At 32.7% G+C, this 21,412-nt stretch carries 12 protein-coding genes and 2 pseudogenes; 6 read left to right on the forward strand and 8 right to left on the reverse strand.

Going from position 1 to position 21,412, the window contains the following annotated elements:
• Positions 1-157 precede the first annotated feature (157 nt).
• The 3 genes and pseudogenes from JFU20_RS02830 to JFU20_RS02840 all read left to right on the forward strand — a co-directional run bounded on the left by JFU20_RS02830 (position 158) and on the right by JFU20_RS02840 (position 3,879).
• The gene (locus JFU20_RS02830) at positions 158-1,666 is read left to right on the forward strand and encodes a spore germination protein (RefSeq protein WP_002165763.1); all 1,509 of its coding nucleotides are present in this window, start codon (positions 158-160) and stop codon (positions 1,664-1,666) included.
• Positions 1,653-2,756 carry a GerAB/ArcD/ProY family transporter gene (locus JFU20_RS02835; protein WP_002127474.1) on the forward strand — a complete coding sequence of 368 codons (1,104 nt, stop codon included), beginning with the start codon at positions 1,653-1,655 and terminating at the stop codon, positions 2,754-2,756. Before JFU20_RS02830 ends, JFU20_RS02835 begins: the two co-directional genes overlap by 14 nt.
• Positions 2,753-3,879, forward strand: a pseudogene (locus JFU20_RS02840) (Ger(x)C family spore germination protein). The gene JFU20_RS02835 and the pseudogene JFU20_RS02840 overlap by 4 nt, the downstream one beginning before the upstream one ends.
• A gap of 502 nt (positions 3,880-4,381) precedes the next feature.
• On the opposite strand, the gene JFU20_RS02845 reads toward JFU20_RS02840, so the two are convergent.
• Positions 4,382-5,818 (reverse strand): MBL fold metallo-hydrolase, encoded by a 1,437-nt coding sequence (locus JFU20_RS02845; RefSeq protein ID WP_201038311.1) that lies wholly within the window; start codon positions 5,816-5,818, stop codon positions 4,382-4,384.
• 66 nt (positions 5,819-5,884) lie between these two features.
• The gene (locus JFU20_RS02850; protein WP_201038312.1) at positions 5,885-7,084 is read right to left on the reverse strand and encodes an NAD(P)/FAD-dependent oxidoreductase; all 1,200 of its coding nucleotides are present in this window, start codon (positions 7,082-7,084) and stop codon (positions 5,885-5,887) included.
• Positions 7,085-7,607: 523 nt separating this feature from the next.
• On the opposite strand from JFU20_RS02850, the gene JFU20_RS30075 reads away from it, so the two are divergent.
• A complete protein-coding gene (locus JFU20_RS30075) occupies positions 7,608-7,862 on the forward strand; it encodes a DUF5065 family protein (RefSeq protein WP_079999010.1) in 255 nt (84 codons plus the stop codon).
• 686 nt (positions 7,863-8,548) lie between these two features.
• Here JFU20_RS30075 and JFU20_RS02860 read toward each other — a convergent pair.
• From JFU20_RS02860 to hblC, 4 genes are all read right to left on the reverse strand, one after another.
• Positions 8,549-10,756: a M60 family metallopeptidase gene (locus JFU20_RS02860; protein ID WP_201038313.1), complete on the reverse strand. Its 2,208-nt coding sequence runs from the start codon at positions 10,754-10,756 to the stop codon at positions 8,549-8,551.
• Positions 10,757-11,267: 511 nt separating this feature from the next.
• Complete coding sequence (gene hblA, locus JFU20_RS02865) at positions 11,268-12,401, reverse strand: hemolysin BL binding component B (protein WP_201038314.1); 1,134 nt, start codon at positions 12,399-12,401, stop codon at positions 11,268-11,270.
• 31 nt (positions 12,402-12,432) lie between these two features.
• A complete protein-coding gene (hblD, locus tag JFU20_RS02870; RefSeq protein WP_157381583.1) occupies positions 12,433-13,662 on the reverse strand; it encodes a hemolysin BL lytic component L1 in 1,230 nt (409 codons plus the stop codon).
• A gap of 62 nt (positions 13,663-13,724) precedes the next feature.
• Positions 13,725-15,044, reverse strand: a complete 1,320-nt coding sequence (hblC, locus tag JFU20_RS02875; protein ID WP_201038315.1) for a hemolysin BL lytic component L2 — start codon at positions 15,042-15,044, stop codon at positions 13,725-13,727.
• A gap of 603 nt (positions 15,045-15,647) precedes the next feature.
• On the opposite strand from hblC, the pseudogene JFU20_RS30080 reads away from it, so the two are divergent.
• Positions 15,648-15,737, forward strand: a pseudogene (locus JFU20_RS30080) (undecaprenyl-diphosphatase); the annotation flags it as partial.
• A 7-nt stretch (positions 15,738-15,744) separates the two neighbouring features.
• Here JFU20_RS30080 and bla read toward each other — a convergent pair.
• Both bla and JFU20_RS02885 read right to left on the reverse strand, forming a co-directional pair.
• Entirely contained in the window at positions 15,745-16,671 is a 927-nt protein-coding gene (gene bla / locus JFU20_RS02880; RefSeq protein ID WP_374222322.1) for a class A beta-lactamase Bla1, read from the reverse strand.
• Positions 16,672-17,108: 437 nt separating this feature from the next.
• Positions 17,109-19,244, reverse strand: a complete 2,136-nt coding sequence (locus JFU20_RS02885) for a peptidoglycan D,D-transpeptidase FtsI family protein (protein WP_201038316.1) — start codon at positions 19,242-19,244, stop codon at positions 17,109-17,111.
• Between the two features lie 406 nt (positions 19,245-19,650).
• On the opposite strand from JFU20_RS02885, the gene JFU20_RS02890 reads away from it, so the two are divergent.
• A complete protein-coding gene (locus tag JFU20_RS02890; RefSeq protein ID WP_002016759.1) occupies positions 19,651-21,411 on the forward strand; it encodes a peptidoglycan D,D-transpeptidase FtsI family protein in 1,761 nt (586 codons plus the stop codon).
• The last annotated feature ends 1 nt before the right edge of the window (position 21,412 follow it).

Consider the following 21,412-nt stretch of genomic DNA (forward strand, 5'->3'; position numbering starts at 1 on the left):
ATTACATCTACTTTTTTACTCTCAATTATTGAATTTATAATATAGTACTTCAATTTTAGTTATTCTTGATCTCAATCCGTTTAAATTAGTGAATAAAATTCAAACATATAAAAATAATAACTACAACTAATCGTTATATATTAAAGAGGTGTCAATTTTGTCCTTAAATGAAAAGACCCTAGAAACAAAGACAGATAAAACCATTGAAAAAATCCAAACAAGTAACTTAAAAGAACTTAAAAATACATTAGATAACATCTTTGATATTAGTGCAGATTTGATTGAACATCCTTTGCAATTAAAAACAAACACGAATATTTTACTATATTATTTTGAAGGCCTTACAGATGGTGTTGCATTAAAAGGAAATGTTGTTACACCATTATTACAAGAAGTGAATGAAGACAGCCAAATATTTAATTCTAATATTATTGCTACTCATACCAAAATAGTACATACGTGGAATGAAATTAAAGAAGGATTACTTGAGGGACAATGTGTACTGTTTATGGAAGGAGAAAAGAGGTCCCTTCTAATAAATACAAAAGGTTGGGCAGAGAGAGCGATTCAAGAACCCATTTCAGAAGTTACTATTAAAGGCTCACATGATGGGTTTATTGAGAATGCCACAAAAAACATAGGCTTAATTCGTCGATATATTCCTTCTACTGAATTGAAAATTAAAAAATTGACAATTGGAGAACGCGCCACTTCTTTAGTCTATTTAATTTACTTAGGGGATGTAGCAAACGAAGATGTGGTCCAAGAAATAGAAACTAGAATCTGTAAAATTAAAACGGATGCGGTATTGAGCATTGGAGAACTATCTAATTTTACAAAGGATCAAAATTGGACTCCTTTTCCACAGGCTTATTTAAGTGAACGCCCAGATGCCATTTCTAATCATATACTTGATGGAAAAGTAGCAGTGTTAATTGATAGATCTCCTGGTGCGATGATTGTCCCAATGAATTTAATTGGATTTTTTCAGACTCCAGATGATTATAATATACATTGGCTCATTGCATCATTTTTTCGCTTATTACGATTTGCAGGATTTATTATAGCTATTTTTTTACCCGCAATTTATATTGCTATAGTCTCTTTTCATTTTGAAATCATTCCTTTAGATCTATACACTTCTATTGCAACGTCAAGAGTTAAAGTCCCTTTCTCTCCTTTATTGGAAGCTTTTATAATGGAAATCACACTAGAAATGCTACGTGAAGCTGGTATTCGCTTACCACAACCAATTGGACAAACAATTGGAATTGTTGGAGGGATTGTAATTGGGCAGGCGGCTGTTCAAGCTGGTCTTGTGAGTAACGTTATGGTTATTATCGTATCTATTACCGCCATTGCATCATTTATTGTTTCTAATTATGATTTATCAAGTTGTATTCGGCTTATTCGTTTTCCAATGATGTTATTGGCCTATTTTTATGGGGTTGTAGGTATTGTTAGTGGATTAATGCTCTTATTTGCTCATTTTGTTTCATTAACTTCGTATGGTTCACCATACGGATTGCCAATAGCACCATTTCGTCTCCAAGAGTTAAAAGATTCTTTTGTAAGATTTCCTATTTCTATGATCACCACCCGCTCGAGTACAGGACAGCCGAAACAAAAAAAGAAAAAAGAAGGTGGTTCGCATGGGGAATCTTAAATTTCAAAACATAACTTTATTTGAATTTATTGTTTTCATCCATTCACTGCAACTTGCATCAGGTATGTTAATTATGCCAAGCCCACTTGCTACTACCGCTGGCACAGATGGCTGGATTTCTATCATTCTGGGATGGATGGTTACTTCTATAATTGGCGTATTTATTGTATTAATGTTACAAAAAAGTCCTAGCAAAAATTTCTCACAGATTTTAAAAACATACTTTGGTAAATGGCTAGGAACAATTTTTCTTCTTTTATATGCCTTTTATCTATTTTTTGCTGGTTTTAATACTTTATTAAAGGCAACTGACATTATAAAAGTGTGGATATTCCCTTCCACTCCTGCTTATCAAATCGCCATATTATTACTATTGCCTTTTATTATTTTATCATTGAGTGGGATAAGGGCTCTTACTAGTTATTCTATGCTTGTTTTCTTCTTCACTGCTTGGATGCCACTATTTCTTCTGTTTTCATTAAAGAGTAACTACAATCCTTTACACCTACTACCTATTTTTAAAGATGGCATATCCCCTATTGTAAAGGCAACAAAAGAAACAATTACTCCTTATGCTGGCTTAGAAATTGCATATTTTATTTATCCGTTCTTACAAAAAAAACAAAAAGCCATAAAAGGAATACTAATAGCGAATACTGGAACCATGTTTTTCTATCTATATGTGACTATTCTTTCTTATATATACTTTAGTCCGGAGGGGATAAAAGACGTAATTTGGCCAGTATTTCATTTGTTAAAAGGGGTTCGTTTTTCATTCATAGAACGATTAGAAATTATATATATCGCTTACTATTTGATTGTATTTTCTACTACAATATATCCGTATTTATTTTTCAGTTTTGAATCTGTGACCATTTTACTTCAAAAAAATGCTCGCAATTGGGTGCTCGTTAGTTTTATGTTTTTAATAGTCGGCTTATTTATTTTTCTAAATCCCGACGTGGATCAATATTTGTTTATATATTCTCTTATGGATATCTTAAATATCATTTTTTTTATTCTATTACCAATCTTTTTTTTCGCATACAGCATTCTTTTCACTTGGTTAACTAGGAGGAAACAACTTTGATTCGAAAATGGATATGGATTGTAACTTGTTGTGTATGTTTAATCGGTTGTAGTCAAAGAATCCCTCTTGAACAGGTTTCATTAATCCTGTTAATCGCCTTAGATAGAACTTCTAATGGAGATATAAAAGTGGGCACAAGCATACCACTCTTTCATCATAAACAGCAAAGAAGTACTATAGAGCAATGGACGCGGGCATCCACTGTATATAATGGATTCAGTAAAATAGATACGAAGTTAACGGGCTATATGACAGCCTCAAAAGCTGAAATCATTTTAATTGGGAAAAAATTGGCCCAAGAAGCAAATTGGATGCAGGAGCTTGATTCTTCTTACCGTGATCCTTACGCTACCATTAATGCTAAAGTAGTACTTGTTGATGGACCTGTAGAAGAAATTTTCACAATTAATAAGCCCGATAAACCATCACTACCATCTTACATAAGTAGTGTAATCGAATCCTCCATTCAAAATAATCAATCCGTTTCTTCCACGATTCAACAATTAATGAGAGAAAAAAATGAAGAAGGAATGACACAAGCTGTTCCAGTTATAAAAAAAACAAAGAATGAAATCGACACGGTAGGAATTGCACTTTTAGATCGACAAGGTAAATATTTAAGCCGTATCCCTAAAAAAAATGTTAAGTTCTTCAATCTTTTAAATAAGCCCAAAAATAAAGGCCGGATGATACTACACCTTGTGCTTCCACCTAAAAAATCCAGCCAAAAACCAAACACTTCTATATTAATACAGAATGCGACTAGGAAAATAGATGTTAATTTTCAAAAAGGAAAGTTTGTATTTAATTTCGATATAAACGCTAATGTAGCTATAATAGAAAAAACTAACGCACATTTAATTAAGGAGCATTATGATAATAAAAAAACATACATAATTTAGAAAATGAGGTTCAAAAAGAAATTAATAAGAAATTACAAAATATGTTGTATGAATTACAAAAGAATAAAATTGATCCTATCGGATTATCGTTATATGCTAGAGCTTTTCAATATAACGAGTGGAAAAAACTAAAAGGAGATTGGTTGCAAGCGTTAGCAGAGGCTAAAATAACTGTAAAAACACACGTCAAAATAAAAGATACTGGGACCATTAGAAATTAGATTAGCCTATTCTTTTATTTGACAGCATTTCTCAGTCGAATTTCCCTTCCTCAATAATTATGATATAAAAGACGCTAATTCAAAGAAAAATCTTTCGGTTAAATGCTAACCAATAGATTTTTCTTTTTTCTCTAACCAGTTCTTTTAAAAGGGCAACAATTTAACTACGGTAATCAAGTACAAGTTTCTAATTTAAGGAATTTAAGAACTTATAACTCTATTGCAGTAAACATGCCAGATACCATTATCAAAGCCGAAATTTCTAAGTTAAGGGGTTTCGGCTTTTTGAGTTCGTTCGAATATCTTAGTTTTAGTTTTATGTACTTTGATAGAATAGATACACATCAGCATATTTGTGCTTAATTTTATCGTTTAATGCGGCTTTAATAAATCATTTTTAGTTTATATATCCCATACTGATAGCAATTGAATTTTATTATTTATCCCCTTAGATTATTTCAAATGATTCTATTTTCTTTCCATTTGACTCTTTTGATATATTTCAAATTTCTTGATTACATGTTGTATAGGGGAGCCCTTCTTTTTTCCACGTAAGAAATCCTCCCTTTAAATTAACTACTTTCTTTATATCAGCTTTTTGTAAAATGCTAGCTGCTATAGCGGAACGTAACCCCGTTCGACATTGTAAAACTATTGGACAATTTTTCGGTACATCATCTAGCCGTTCAAGTAGATTACCTAAAGTGATATGTATTGCATCATGAAGATGTCCTTCATCCCACTCTTTTTTACTACGCACATCGATAACCTTTACACTTCCATCTTTTATTAACGGATATAATTCATTTGATGTTTTTTCCTTATAAATCTCTAAACTATGGAATCTTTGAATTACCTTTGAAGGTGCAAAAGCAATAATATTATCTAAGCCAATGGACTCAAAGTCTCTAATAACTTCCTCCACTTTAACATTTTCCGCATCTAAAATTATTAAAGTTTCTTTTTTATAATCTAATATCCCCCCACACCAAGTTGTGAAAGAATTGTTATAAGGTATGTTAATTGACTTCTCGATGTGGCCAGCAGCAAAACACTCTACATCCCTTATATCAACTATTTGCTGAACACCCCTCATCACTTCTTGAAGTTCTTCTATTATATAAATAGCAGTAATCTCTCTCTTCTTACGAGTTGGTGGACCATACTTATTTAAATGCTTCATTAATGGAAAATACTTTGGAGGCTCTGGCTGTCCCGTCAATAAATTCGATATAAAATTCTCTTCATCATTACATTGAAACGCCCAATTAAACATCTTTTCATAACCTAATGTGGAAGTTGGAATTGCTCCTAATGCTTTTCCACATGCACTTCCTGCACCATGTGATGGCCATATTTGCAAATAATCGGGGAGTATTTTTATTTTTTGTATAGAATCAAATAATTGTTTCGCTCCTATTTTTGCAGTATCTTTAATACCAACAGCAATTTCTAATAAATCGGGTCTACCTATATCTCCTACAAATATAAAATCACCTGTGAATATTCCTATCGGTTTATCATTCATATAATTATTTTGACTTGTATCGGTTACTAAAAAGGAAATACTTTCGGGCGTATGCCCTGGGGTATGAATGACATTGAATTTTATATGACCAACCTTAAACTCTGTTCCCTCTCTAACCAAATTGTATCGGCCCTCGTTAAGATTTTGATATTTCCAATCACTATCTCCTTCATCTGATACATATAAATTTGTATTAAAAAGAAGGGAAAGTTCTCTAGACCCAGATAGAAAATCTGCATGAATATGAGTCTCAGCCGCAGCAATTACTTCCATTCCCTCTTTCTTAGCAAATTCTATATATTGTTCTATATAGCGGCTGGGATCAATAACAATTGCTACGCCTTCCTTCTGACAACCAACTAAATAGGAAGCATGAGCTAATTTTTCATCATAAAAATATTTTAAAAGCATAGCTATTCCCTCCAAATGCTTATTTCAAATTACTTCTCGGTTGTTACAACAACTCTCTATCTTTCCTTATAGAATCCCTTTCAACATTAAATTCCAATACATATAGGGCAACATATACCTTTTAAGTAAAAACATACTATACCGTTCTTTCGCTTGATTAAACGGAAACGTTTCTTGAGGCTCATGTTCATAGTTAAATTCAGCGAGTATAAGACTTTTATATCCTGTAACAATCGGACAGGATGTATACCCATCATAATTAGCCTGCAAGTCTCTTCCATTAAGTACGTCCAAAATATTTTGTTTTAAGACAGGTATTTGTTTTCGAATTGCCGCTCCAGTTTTAGATGTAGGTAAATTGGTACAATCTCCAAGTCCAAAAATATTCTTATATTTTACATGCTGCAAAGTATAAGGACTTATATCTACCCACCCCTGATGATCACTTATCTCACTTTCTTTAATAAAGTTAGATGGCCCCATTGGTGGAACAACATGTATCATACTATATGGTACTGTTTCTCGTTTCAGTGTTTGCGTATCTTCAAAAATTGCTTCTCTCTTTTCAGCGATAATTTCTACTAAGTTTTTATTATAGTTCGTTATAATTTGCTTTCTTTCTAGTACTTGTTCTAATGTTTCAGCATAACGCGGTACCTGAAATATGTTAGCATTCGCAGAATAAAACATTACTTCACTTCTGTTTCTTACACCGTTATTACAAAAATACTCTTCTGCTAAATACATAATTTTTTGTGGAGCACCACCACATTTAATAGGAGTATTGGGGTGGGTAAAAATCGCATTCCCTCCTTTGAATTTTTTGATTTCTCTCCAAGTAGAATCAACATATGTATAAGAATAATTGCTACAAACCCCATTGGTCCCAATAGACTCCTTTAAGCCTTTAATACCGTCCCAATTTATTTGTATACCGGCTGCTACAATAAGAATTTCATATTCAAGCAGCATTCCATCATCTAAAAGTATCTTATTTTGATTTGGAAACAACTTAACAACACTTTTAGGAATCCACGTTGCTCCTTTTGGAATAAGTGATTCTTGATCACGCATCGTACATTCCTTTGAAACAATTCCTCCCCCAACTAAACTCCATAGTGGTTGGAAGTAATGTTTTTTAGATGAATCGATAATAGCTATACTTTCTTTCAATAGGGATACATTTCGTAACAAATGTGCAGTAGAAGATAGTCCTGCAGTCCCAGCGCCAATCACAATAATTTTATAATTATCTCTGGTCTTCATTATCCTCTTCCTATCTGAATTTAATTTTTAAGTTAACTAATTATTAGCCTTATTTCATCGTAGTAACAATATTATAAGATAAAAATACTATTATTTTACCTTATTAAAACGAATATTCTGTTAACTTTATCCGTCGACATTACTATATGCGTAAATCCCTTATGTTACTTCTTTAATTTGTTTCAAACTCTACAAACTTTACATTTCTCAATATTAGCCTGTATCCTATCTCACTTTAATGATATTACACTTCTATAGATAATGAAATGCAAGTTTCTTTGGTATGGTTTGTCCATCCTCCTTTTCAGGAGATAGACAAAAACAATCTTATTCCAATAGCTATATTACCTATTCTTTTTTGAATCTTTGTTATAAATATCTATACATGCATTTGAGAACGTCTTTGTTGTTTTTCCAGTCCCTCAATAATGTGAGAATTGCTATTACCATATTTCCCGTAGCCTTTGATTTATAGGGAGCTGAAAATAGTACATACCAACCCGACTGGAATATTGAACACCTCATAACAGGAGATACTTTCTACTTAACTCAACGTTTTGGTAGAGCGCATTTTGGTACCAAAATGAAGATTTTCAAGGTTCACCCTGACGGCACTTTACAACGCTTTATTACAATTGAACCAGAATTTATTACTACGCCTAAAGGGTTAGAAATTTGGAGAACACCAATTACAAATGTATATACTAAAGGGACATATATTGCAGTAATTAAGTATAACGGAGAATTTACCTACTCAAATCATTTTCAAATTAATTAACTCTTTCCTACTCAGTAGCTAGAATTGATTAATTAGGTAGCTATGAAGAATTAAGATCTTAACCAGCTTCAATTGGATTTTAACTTTTTTAATATAAACACATTTTACTTTTAATAGAAGTAAGTTAACTATTATATCCACCTACTCTTCGTATGCAATATTGCATACGAAGGGCCTTAAATATTTTGGTATACTATGCATGTGGATTTTTCATCCAAAATTCCACTCAAACGCATATTTATGTATATGCCGACCCTAATTGCTAAAAGTGAGAAGAATGTTATTCATTCTTCTCACTTTTTTTATTTAAAATGTGTGCTTGTACTTAGGTCTTTAGATATTTTACATTTTGAATCTTAATACTAATCCACGTATGTGAATTTCCTTATAAAAATAAACTCCAAAATAGAATTAATCTTCCAAATTCCACCTATGGAGTCAGTTGCTTTCTAAAAAACATTCCAGCGTTTTTATCGATTGATTTTAGAATAGTTAAATAATAATACCATGTACAAGCTCTGCATAAATTATTCATTTTCTTTTATATAATATAATACCTACCTTTTTACTTCTAATAAATCATTAAACATTGGATTATATTTCACTTTTATATAAATAAAGGCCAAATAGCCGTTCATAATGAACGACTATTTAGCATCTTACTAATAATTTGAATGTTCTTCATGTTAATCTATTTTGTGTAAACCCGTTGAAGTAACTTGATAGGTTCTTTTCTTACCTATATATTCCTGTTTACTATTCTCAAGGTTAATAAGTGTAGCCCGTGTCTTTTCCTTTACTGCTTCCCCTTCTAGATGGGTAAACTCGATATAATCTCCCACTTTGACTGGCACAGTTTGTCTTTCAGCAGTTTGCTGTCTATTTCCCACTATTTCCTTATTGTACACAACACTACCGGATGAATTCTGTACTTTGATACTTGCATACGTATTATTAAAATAAGAATGTGGTACGCCTGCTTCTAAATTCACCTGCATTTTCTCTGTTACCCTATTATAATTTACTTTTGCAATTTCTCTATCACTATATCCTTTTAAAGACCAACCAAATTGATTTCCGTCTAAAACCGTTGTTTCTGGCATTTTTTCTACTTTCTTCAGACCTTCTTTTGTAACTTCGTACATTGCTTTTTTTCCAAAGCTTTCTTGTTTACTATTATCTACATTTGTGAAAGTAGCTCTATACACACCTTCTAGATGTGTTAACTCAATATAATCTCCTACTTTAACTGGAACTTTTTGCGATTCAGCATTTTGTTGCTTGTTTCCATAAATGTCTTTATTGTATACTACTTTTCCTGATGCATTTTGTACTTTAATACTCGCATACGTTTCATTAAAATAATGATGTGGTATGCCTGCTTTTAAGTCAATTTGCATTTCTTCTGTCGACTTATTGAAATTGATTTTAGCAAATTCGAAATCACTAATCCCTTTTAGTGACCATGCAAATTGGCTTCCTTCTAAAATATTATTTTCATTAGGCACATCTGGTTTAATTGGATTAGAATCCGTACCCTTCCAAATCTCTGCTGTTAAAATTGGATATCCTAATGCAGCCACTTTTTGAATGGTATCGTTATTTGGACGCAATCCCCACTTCTCAAAGAAAGGTATCAAATTTTGTTTGGCTACTTTTGATGCCGAAATCATAAATAATTGTTTTTTATTTTCATCAGTTTGTGGAAGTTCACTTGAAGACATGTCTCTATACAATTGATGCAATTTAGGATAGAAGTCCTCTCCATATGCTAACTGTAGTTGCCAAAGCATAACAAGCTTAACAAAAACATCACTAACTTCGTCATAATTTTTATTAGGTTGTTCTAAGTATTGAAATGCCTTAGTATAAGCGCCCTCCTGTTGCAATCTAAAAGATTGATTAGATGTAAATGCTTTTTCTACAGAAAGGCTGTAAATATTATTTTGTACTTCTGTCATATTATAAAACTTCCAAGGTGATTGCTGTCTCAAATGCCCTGCCTCATGCCAAGGACCCCAGCCATCTTTTATAAATTTATTAATATCTAACACGTATTGGATTGCATCTCCTACATATGCGGTTCGATAAGAAGTTGCATACATATAATAATCGGGAGAATGATTTTCTTCTACGTAATGAATATAATGTTTATCTACTTGTTCCTCGGATAAACCAGCTACTTTGTCTTGAATTCGAGTAGCTTCATCCATCTTTTTTAAGAGTTGTACAGGATCTGTATTAGAACCTAACAAATATTTCTTAACACGTGCAGGGCTGGCCGTAATTAATACACGTTCTCCTTTTAACTCCACTGCATGTGCATTGGGATATTGGTCCAGCATGTTTATTAAATCTTGTTTCGTATGCTTTCCTAGTTCAAAAAAAGGAGTAGTCGTTCCACCTGTTGTGACTGTTGTTCGAATGGTACCACCTTGTTGTTTATTATAAAAATAAACCATCCCCCCATTTGGAGATTGGATTGTGTTTATACCAGGTTTTAATGTAAATGATTTTATTTTAGAATCTTCTCTCCAAGAAGCATCATACGAATACGTTCCAATGTATGCTTGAATATTTTGATTTCCTTCTACATTAATCGTTATTTGTTCATTTGGCTTTGCATATAAACCAGTGGGTTCATATGGACTAAATGCCATACTTTTTCTTTCCTGTTGTTTTAGTACCTCAACATCCCCTTTTCCTGGGGCTGTATATGTTCTATTTTCTAATTTAACTGACTTTTCTTCTTGCAGTGATGTTGATAATTTTTTTTGCTGCTGCATTTCCTCTGCAAAGACATCCGGTGAAGAAATCATTCCAGTCGCAAGCATAGTTACTGTAGCAGTAGCTGCAAGTATTTTTCTAGTTTTATATTTTGAATTATTCCCCATATTATCTCCCTCATTTTTCCTTAGTGCATGTAAGGATTATTATTTTATTTATTATGTTTTTACACCGAAAATCATTTACGCTATTTATGTTGTATCTAATACTCTATTTTTTCTCATAATAATCTCCTTTTCTTTATTTCTAATTGTTTATAAATGTTATTTGATGACACATAAAATAACAACTTTGCGATAAACTCATCAATAATAACCTATTATGTTTTGATTTAGTATTGTTAACTTCCATCTAATTGTATAAAAGTATTCAATTAGGAAAATAAGAATATAAAGCTCACTAATCATAGATTAGGTTTTGCGGAAAAATTCATAAAAATCATTCACCTTAAAAATTCAAACTTGTATAACTACTTTCTACATATAGGATGGAATTATAAAAATATTTCAATAAAATAAAAGACAGAGGCCTGATGATACCTCCGTCTTTTCAATTTATAAAGAACAAAAAATCATTTTATAACTGTATAAATGCCCTTGCAACAAATACTGTATTCCGCTATTTTTTTGAAGAAACAGGATCCATTTTTAATGTTTTTATCCCTTCTTTTAATGTAAACGCATCCGCTCTCAATGTTTTCCAACTATCTTTCGCTGCATTCAAATTAGGTTTTAGGAATTTGAATTTATTTTGATCCGCTTTTTGGGATGCTTTATCAATATGACTAAGCACTCCCGAATATTGAGAATCTAAATCATGCCATTGTGCAGACATATAGGTAAGTGCATTAATAGCCGATCCAATCGCATTGTGCATTTCATTAATATTATTATACGCAACACCAACTACACGATTTAATGTTACTTTATAATCTATAGTCTGACGTAATTGTGCTAACAACGGCTCTAACGTACCTAAATTATTTCTTGCTACCCCTATCATTACACCACCAGCAATCCACGTAGGAATTGAGGGAATTGATACAGTTATTATTCCATCTGATTCTACTTGTTTAAAATGTCTTACTTGCTCTAAAACTTCATTTAGGCGCTTTTCATCTTCATCAATTCCAGATGCTTGGTTTTTCAGAATCGAATGCAAAATATCTTTATGACCTGCAAATGCTCGGACATCTTCTCCAATACTATCTCTTAACTTAGCTAGTTCTTGTATTAAATTCTGTGTATATGCTTGATTTTGTTTAATCTCACCTTGTAAATCTGTCATGCCTTCTTTTAATGTTTCTGCATCCCCTTCATTAATCGCTTCTACTAATGCGTCATAATAATTGTCGAATTTAGTATCATACTCTACAATCCCCGTCAGTGTATCTAAAAGTTGTTTTTTTATGTGGGAATCCCATTTCGTAGCATGCTCTCTTGCATTCTTTTGATCTTGTAGAATTTGACTAGGTAGATTTGTATATCCTTTAATGTCAATTCCTTCAAAGTTAACATCTGGGTTTTTAATTAACAAATAAGAGTAATCATTCATGGATTTTGCAAATACCCCAGCATCTTGCAAAGCTTTTTTCATCTTTTCGCTGTTTACAGAAAGAGATATATCTTCGGTACTAGTTTGTTCCATTTTACTTTCACTTGCGAAGGCTGCCACTGGAGAAACTACAGTAGTTGTTGTCAGAGTTAAAAACGTCGATACAGCAAGTAGTTTATAAGGAAAGTTTTTATTCATTTTAATTCCTCCTATACATATATATTGATTTTCAATTTGTTTTTTCTTGTTTAAAAGCAATGTCTTTTGAAATGAATTCTGCATCCTTATGAATATCATTCCAACTTTGTTTTGCAGCCTTTAAATCATCAGGTATTAAAGAAAGTTTATGTTCTTGCATTTGGTCGATATTATCATATAGATCTTTATAATTCGCTCCCATCGTATTCCATTGTTGCTGAATACTTGTTAGAGACATAATTGCTTGATCAACTGTTTGATACAAATATGTTAAAGTGTCTTTTGTATTAGTAAGTGAAATAACTGCTTGGTTAGCTAAATCAGCTTTCATACTTAATTCTCCAATTTTATTCGAAATTTCATTATAGGAGTTCATATGATTAGATGCCTCAACACCAGCTGCTGTTCCTAAACCGATACCAGCTGCCCCTAGAGCTGTTAGACCACCAACAACAGCTGGTGTCGCTGTGCCACCGGTCACAACAATTACTACCGCTCCTGCAATCGTTCCAATAACTAAAATAGCTGCTCCTAATCCACCACCAATTGACCAGGCTAATACATTATCAAAATGTGCTTTCTGCGTAGAACGTAAATTCTCAATTTCGGCCTGAAGTTGTGGGACTAGTGCTTGTTTTCCCGCTAATATAGCCGTTAATCCCCCTTGTCCATCTGGACCTCCAACATTATTTTTAAAATCTACAGTATTTGTATACAACTTTGTTTTGAAAGCTTCTAACATCTTAATAATTTCCGTAACTTCATTTGAATTTGTATGAATTGTACCGATTAAATCCCCTATTCCTTCTTTGAGGCCCGCCTTATCTTTCTTTTTTACAGTATCTACTAGTGTGTCGTAATAATTTTGAAATTGTTCATCATAATTTACAATATTACGTGCTGTCTTTTGAATGTTTGGCTTCGCTGTATCTAGCCAGTAATTTGCATTGATTCGTGACAGTTCCTGATTCAGGTGAATGTTTTTGATTAATTCTCCCCCTCCTGAACCTAAATCAATGTTGGATAAATTTACATTCGGTTGCTTAATCATTGTTTTTGCGTACAAATCCATTACAAGAATATGAGAGCCTGTTTCAGCCAACACTTTCTTTAACCCTTCAGGTCCTAACGCATAATTTTCTATTTTCTGTTCTTGTGCTGTCTGTTCTTGTGCAAGTGCGTGAATAGTACTACCATTCGTAGCAGTTATAACCGTTGCTAAAGTGGCCAAAGTTATGACCTTAAATGGAAATTTCATTATTTGATTCTCCTCCTTATTTTCAATTGAGTTATTATCTTTTTATTAAACCTAAATTCTTAATATTAAAATTTATAAACTTGTTCTTCGAGTTGATTTGTTACATTTTTTAGTCGTCTTAATGTATCTTTTTGAGACTGAGTGTTACTAGTATCAACTTCAGTCAATAATTTTGTAATACTATTATTTATTAGATTAAAATCCTCTTTATAACGTTTCATTAGCTCAATTTCTCCATCTACTTGATTAGCAAATGTATGCAAATCATTTTGCATGAAAAGAATCATTGATTTTTGTAAATCTGCTACTGTTAATTTAGTTGTTAAGTCATATAATTTCTGATTTTGTTTCTCTAAATCATTTAAATATACTCTTTGCTCTGCTGTTAGTTTATTAATTTCGGCAAAGGTACTATATGTTTTTTTAATTTTTTCAGGATCAATCACTTTCATAAGATCATACTCTTTCGTTTTTGTAACTGCAGCTGCAGCAATTTCACCTTTTTTACTTTTCTCTATCGCTTCACGTGCTTCTTTTTTGGCAGCTTCAATTTCTATAGCTGATTTTCCCTTTTCTGTTGCTTCCTGCTCTGCTTTCTTCTCTGCTTCTACAATAGTATTATTTATTTCTTTTCCTTTGTTATACGCTACTACCGCTGTTTGAGCAGCCGGTTCAATGATATCTTTTGATAGGCTATAAATTTCTTGGAATACCTTTAGCCCTTGTTCATTTAAAGCTCCTGGTAATAATGCTATTTGCTCTAAATCATTTTGAATTGATTTTTTTGTATTTAGCATTTCATTTTTTAACTTGTCTATTTTTCCTGTTCCCTCTGAACTAAGTACACTCTGTGCTTTTACCACATCTGTATCAAGATTTTTCAGTTTCTTATCTACCTGTAGTTTAAGATCTGTTAACTCATTAATCTGACGTTGCACGTTTTCTTTGTTTGTTATAGTCATATCTTGAAGAACTTCCAGTCTATCTATAAGCCCTTCTTTATCTTCCTTATTATCTACAAATCCTTTTAATGTTGGATAATAGCTATTAAATTTGGTTGCAAATCCTTTACTTTTTGAATTTAGTAGAATTAATTTTGGATATAGTTCTGATGACCACTCTTTCATATCTTGTTTAATTAGAAATTGAGTTGTATTTAAAGATGGAACTTCTTCAAGTTGCACATTCGGACTTGCTAAGGCTCCATCTATAAAGGTTTGTGTTAATTTGGAGTGTGCACCTATTTTTCGTAATGCTGAGGAAATATCTATATTTTCTTGTTTCGTTTCTGCCTGAACGATTGGCATTGCGAGAGTATTGATAGGAATAGTCGCTCCAGTAACGATTGATGTTATTAAAAATCCTGTCATAATTTTATTCTTCATTCCGTACACCTCTTCACTATTGTTTTTTACAGTTTTAATCGTAAATGTTGTACAACCTAACGTTAGGATTTCTTCACATAGACTTGAGGATAGAGATTTTTTCAAAAAAGTAATTACATCTCGTTTTTTATTTATTTTTGATAGAATATAAGGACCTTACTTCCCCCTCATTTTAAACACTATGTTTTTCATAAGTAAACCAGAAAATCGCTTTGATTAAATTTGATTTTTCAGATATTTATTATTCAAATTATAAAATATTATATTTAAAAAAGTTAAATCCAAATTTCATTTCATAAAGTGAAATAATTATACTATGATAATTAAACCTAAAAATCCTTTTATTCCCCAAATCCTATATGAATCCCTCATCCAAAAATGATTTTACTATAATTTAATAGTGATTGACGCATATGTGTCTTTTATATGGATATGTAAAATTACATATCCATATAGGAGTAACTAGCATACATACGCCAAAATATTATTATCGTATATATAATAATCATGTTACTACGAACACCACAGGAGAAAACTCCCCTCATGCACTTTAGAGGATAAATTATCCATGAAATAATAATTTTTGCTTATATACTTACTATTATTATAGGAATACAAAAAAGCGATTCTTTTCACAGTAAAAAGAATCGCTTTCTAGGTTCCTATTTTCAATTACATTACATAAAGAATTGAGAAATTATCATTTAAGAGCATTAACTATAACTTCAGCAGCCTCTGCAATTAGTTGATTATCATAGGTAGCCTCTTTCTCATCTTTACTAGATAAAATTGCGATGATAATGGGTGCTCTATTCGGCGGCCAAACGATAGCAATATCATTTCGTGTCCCATAACTTCCAGCTCCTGATTTATCTCCAACTACCCAGTCAGTTGGTACGCCTGCACGAATAAGTTTGTCTCCTGTAGCATTTCCTTTCATCCACTCTGTAAGAATTTTACGTTTATGAGCTGGAAGTGCATTTCCGACCGTAAAAGCCTTAAGATTGGTAGCAATTGCTTTTGCTGTACTAGTGTCACGAATGTCTCCTGGAATAGCCTCGTTTAACTCTGTCTCAAAGCGATCAGCCATAGTAACCCGATCACCCATCTGTCTAAGCGCTTTTTCATATCCCTTAGGTCCGCCTATTTTATTAAATAAAATGTTCCCTGCAGTATTATCACTGGAACGAACAGCGGCCTCAGCAATTTGTCCTAATGTCATTCCGGTATCTACATGTTTCTCTGTAACGGGTGAATATTCCACCAAGTCGTCTTCCGTATAAGTGATAACTTCATTTAATTTCTCAGTTGAGTTTTGCTGTAGCAATACTCCTGCCGCTAATGCCTTGTAGGTTGATGCAAAGGCAAATCTTTCGTTAGGTCGATAAGCAATTGTTCGATTTGTACCAGTATCAATAGCATACACACCTAATCGAGCATCAAATTTTTTCTCAAGTTGAGAGAATTCTTTATACGTCGCATGATTTTTATGTTTAACTGGTCCGGTCTTTTCTTTCGCTTCAACTTGCAATGCCCCTCCTGTAAAAGCTTCTAGGCTTGTAAGACTTAAACCTAATATACCAACACATAAACCTATTTTTAACATCCTCTTGTTTTTCAAAATCATCATTCCTTTCAAATTTTCAATACTGAAAACAAGTAGTAAATTCAATACACTGTATCCTATTTGAACACCTGTTTTTATACGTACACATAATAGACCATCTAAGAAACAAGTTTGTTCCATAAAGTGAAACTTTAATCAGTGGGGGTTTTGTTCATTCCCCACTGATTATTAGCCCTCACCAATCGGGCTTTTACGGGCAGCCCGACTCCCGCCTAACTTCTTTGCTCCAGCTGAATTTTGAGGTGGGAGTTTTACTACCCGGCAAATAGCGGGATAAATTTAAAACCTTTTTAACTAGTAGCCAAGATATTAACAAAAGTAAGAGATAGCAACTATGATAGCCGCTATCTCTTATTTCAAATTTTCCTTTTTCTTTAACTTATAAAGGCTTTTATATAAACAGGGTCTCTTCCCCTGAGAAAAGTGCACAAATTTTACTAATTTTGATTCGAACTATCTGTACTAGCAGCTTCACCATGTATACGTTGCTTTTTTAAATCAAAGTATACATCTAAAATTTCCTTTCCAATTATAGAATTAATTCCATTTTTATCATCATGAAGCCATGGGACTACTACAGAAAATGCTACTTCTGGATTATCATATGGAGCATATCCAACTAATGTTAAGTTGTAACATTCCATACGTTCTCCTTTTGCATTTCTACCAATTGGATCATCTCCACCATATACAGTTTGAGCTGTCCCTGTCTTTCCTGCTGGTTTATATGGCGCATTTTTGAAATACTTCACGCCAGTTCCATCACCTTCTTGGAATACCCATCTAAAACCTTCTTTTATCCGATCAATATGTTCTTTCTTCATATCAACTCGATTTAATACGACAGGCTCTATAGAGCGTATAACTTTACCGACCTCTTCTTCTTTTATTGATTGCTCTCGTATTTCTTGTACAATTTGGGGTTGCATTCTATATCCACCATTTGCAATAGTTGAAATATATTGTGCCAATTGCAATGGCGTATACGTATCATACTGACCGATAGAAAAATCTAATAAAAAACCAGGTTGACTATCTACTTTTCTCGTTTGTCCAATTATTTCATTCGGTAAATCAATACCTGTTGGGACGCCTAAACCAAATTGCTTAAAATAATAGCGCATTGTATCAAATGCTTCTTGTTTAATATCCAACGAACCATTTGGTACGTAATTAACTCCCGCAATTTTTAAAGCTGTCTGGAACATGTATACATTCGAAGATACTTGTAAAGCTCGTAAATCATTAATATTACCAAATCCGGATACATTCCACGATTTCTTGGCTTGTGTACCTTTAAATTTCATCGGTGCATCATAAAATTGATCTCCTGGATGTATTGCCCCTGTCTCATATCCAGTTAATAAAGTAGCACCTTTTACAGCTGACCCTAGCTCATACGAAGTTGTCATGTTACCTAATGCCAAATCCTCAATCTCTATTTTCCCTTCTTTTTCTACAATCTTTTTGCCTGCCATAGATAAAATCTGTCCGTTATTCGGATTTGTCATGACGACAAACGCTCGGTCCAACAATGGCTCTGAACTCTTAAAAGCTCTCAAATTTTTCTCTATACTTTCTTCCACTTTCTTTTGTAATTCCATATCAATCGTTAATGTTAAGCTACTACCACTTTTTCCTTTAGAGATTATTTCTGTGTTTATAATGTTTCCTGATTTATCAGTAATGTTTTTCACTTCTTCTTTTGTGCCGTGTAATACATCTTCATATCGTTGTTCAATATAACTTTTTCCTACACGATCATTACGGTTATATCCACGTACCAAATAAGAATCTAAGTTTTCTTTCGGTAATCCTTCTTCACTACTTGTAATATTACCTAACACGGAACGAAATAAATTACCATTTACATAATTACGTTCCCAATCAACTGTTGTATCTACTCCTGGAAACTCCGCAAGGTTTTCACTTATCCGCGCATATTCTTGATCTGTCACATCTTTTTTAATAATTTGTGGTGTCAGTTGATAACCTGAACTCATTTTACTTTTAATAGCTAACACCTTTAAATCTTGTGCTGTTAATTCTGCCAATTCTACTTCTGTGACGCGACTTCGTCTTAAGTCTTGAATTTTTTTGTCTAGTTCTTTTCCCTCTATTCCCTTTTCTTTAAAATTTCCTATGTCTTTTTTAGTAATCTTTGATTCCGCACGTTTCGTATTCAATTGCATCCAAAAATCTTTTTTATCGATATCGGTTAATTTATTTATATCTTGCTCAGGCATTTCAAGTACCTTCGCCAAGTCTTTTGCTGTTTTTAAAATATCTTCACTCGTAATCCCCTTCACCCTTGTATACGTAATTGCGCGAAGAGATTTATTATTAACGACCGTTTTCCCTTCTCGATCTAGAATCTGTCCACGTGGAACTGGTATACTAGTTGTTTCATTTTGACTGTTTTCCACTTGGTTCTTATAAGCCTCTCCCTCAACGATTTGTACTTTTCCTAGCTGCATAATAATAGCTGAGAATAGTACAAATATGCAAAGGAACATTATATTCAATCGAATAGATATATATGTCTTCTGTTTCTTTACTTTTTGTTCTTTCATAAATCCTCCATATAATTCTTCAGGAAATCCTCACTAATACTTAGTAAATAAATATACTAAAAGCGTTCCCTATATATTAGAAACCACTATTCAGTTATAATAGTGTCTTATCTTTTTTGTTAAATCCTTGTAAACATCCATTCCTTTTGGTTTAGCCGCGTAATTGATAAATCTCCCTTCCTGTTTTTTCTCTATTTTTTTGTCGCCTGCATTAGAAATGCTAAACTGTATAATGACTCATATTAAACTTACACATAGACTTGCTATTAACATGTACTTTTTTCATACTGATTGTTCCTTTCTTCATGCTGTAATACTTAATAGACAACCTAAGTAATAAAGTTGTTCCACATTTACAAAAAAAAATTAACTATAAGATGGAATAGGCTACATAAGGGAGGGTTATATGTTACATACAAAAAGATGGAGATTACTTGCGGTTCTTTCTATTGTAGGTTTGATTTTACTAATTTTATTAAAAATCAACTTCATTTCAATTACTATCGCAACTTCTTCAGCTGAAAGAGGAAAAATTTTTGATCAAAATGGTGTAATACTAGCTACAAATAAGAAAGTTAAGTCTCTATATTGCACTTCTAATGATGAAAAGCTATCGAATAAAGATACATCAAACACATTAGCTTTTTTCAATCAATTTTCAAACGAGTTTCAACATGACATTTCTGCAGAGGACATAAAATTACAATTACAACAATCTTGTAAAAAGCAGACTATGAATGATATACCGTTTTACTCTGACATAAATGAGAGTGAACTTACATTCATAAACAAGAACAAACCCAATAATGTAATAATCAAAGATGAATTGATTCGATATTATCCTAAACACGAAATTGGTTCACAGCTAATTGGGTATGTAGAAAATGACCTTAATTCTAAGTACGGACCTGTTGGAAAAAGTGGGATTGAGCTTCAATATGAAAATGATTTAAAAGGAAAACCCGGAAAAACTCTGATTTTTAAAATGAATAATAAAAAGTTCTTATGGAACATTCAAAAAGTACAAAAAGGAAAAGATGTCCGGCTAGCTTTAGACTCTAAATTGCAGCAAAAAACAGAGGAAGCATTAAGATCTCAAATTAAGAAAATACCTGATGCTAATGCTGGTTATGTTGTAGTAACCGATGTAAAAACTGGCGCAATTTTAACTATGGCCAACTCGGCAGTTTTTAATCCAAATATATTACATACACATGTATCATCTAAAAATGAAAACATTAAATCACTTTCGCAAAATAAAGCAATTCAAAAATTAAAGTATGGTGAATCTTATGTAAATATGGCCTCTACTATAAAGCCACTTACTATTTTAATTGGATTAAACGAAAAGCTTTTTCAACCTGAAGATACTTATTTAGATAAGGGTAGTTTTCAGTATGATAATCAAAATAACATTACGAATGCACCTGGAACGCCAACAGGTGAGATTACACCGAGGCAGGCTATCATTAATTCATCTAACACATTTATGACAGCAAAAGTAGCTCTGCCCTTATTCAACCGAAATAATGGGAAAATAGAAAAAGTGGCACATATATGGACAGATTATTTAATGCAATTCGGCCTTCGTTCTAAAACTGGGATTGATTTACCCTTTGAAGAAGACGGACAATATGAATTCCATCCATCTGATAAGTTTGAAAATGGAATCTCCGCTTTATTAAATGCCTCTTGGGGAGGAAATGAAGTGCATACTCCTCTTCAACTCGCTCAATATGCAGCAACTTTGGCAAGTAAAGGTGATAAATATAAACCTCAAATCGTAAGTGCTATTATTGGTCAGGACGGTAAGGAAACAAAAAAGTTTAAACCAATCTTAGAAAGTTCAAATCGTTATCCTATGAAATTTTGGAGTGTCGTGCAAGGTGGGATGAGTCAAAATATACAGGAGATTAAAAACTTGCCCTTTGATGTCGCGGGTAAAACAGGGATAACTGGCTCTCCGAACGAGCAAGAAAGAATGATAAATCATTCTCTTTTCATTGCATATGCTCCTACCGAAGATCCAAAAATTGCTATTTCTGTCGTTATTCCTGGTAGTAATTCGGAAAAAAACATTGCTGCTCTCGTTACATCAGAAATTTTAAAGTCTTGGAATACACTTCAAAAGGAGGATAAAGATAAAGAGGAAGGTTCATTAAAGTGAA

Origin of the sequence: Bacillus sp. TH30 (genome assembly GCF_016650875.1) — a bacterium.
GTDB classification, from domain to species: domain Bacteria; phylum Bacillota; class Bacilli; order Bacillales; family Bacillaceae_G; genus Bacillus_A; species Bacillus_A mycoides.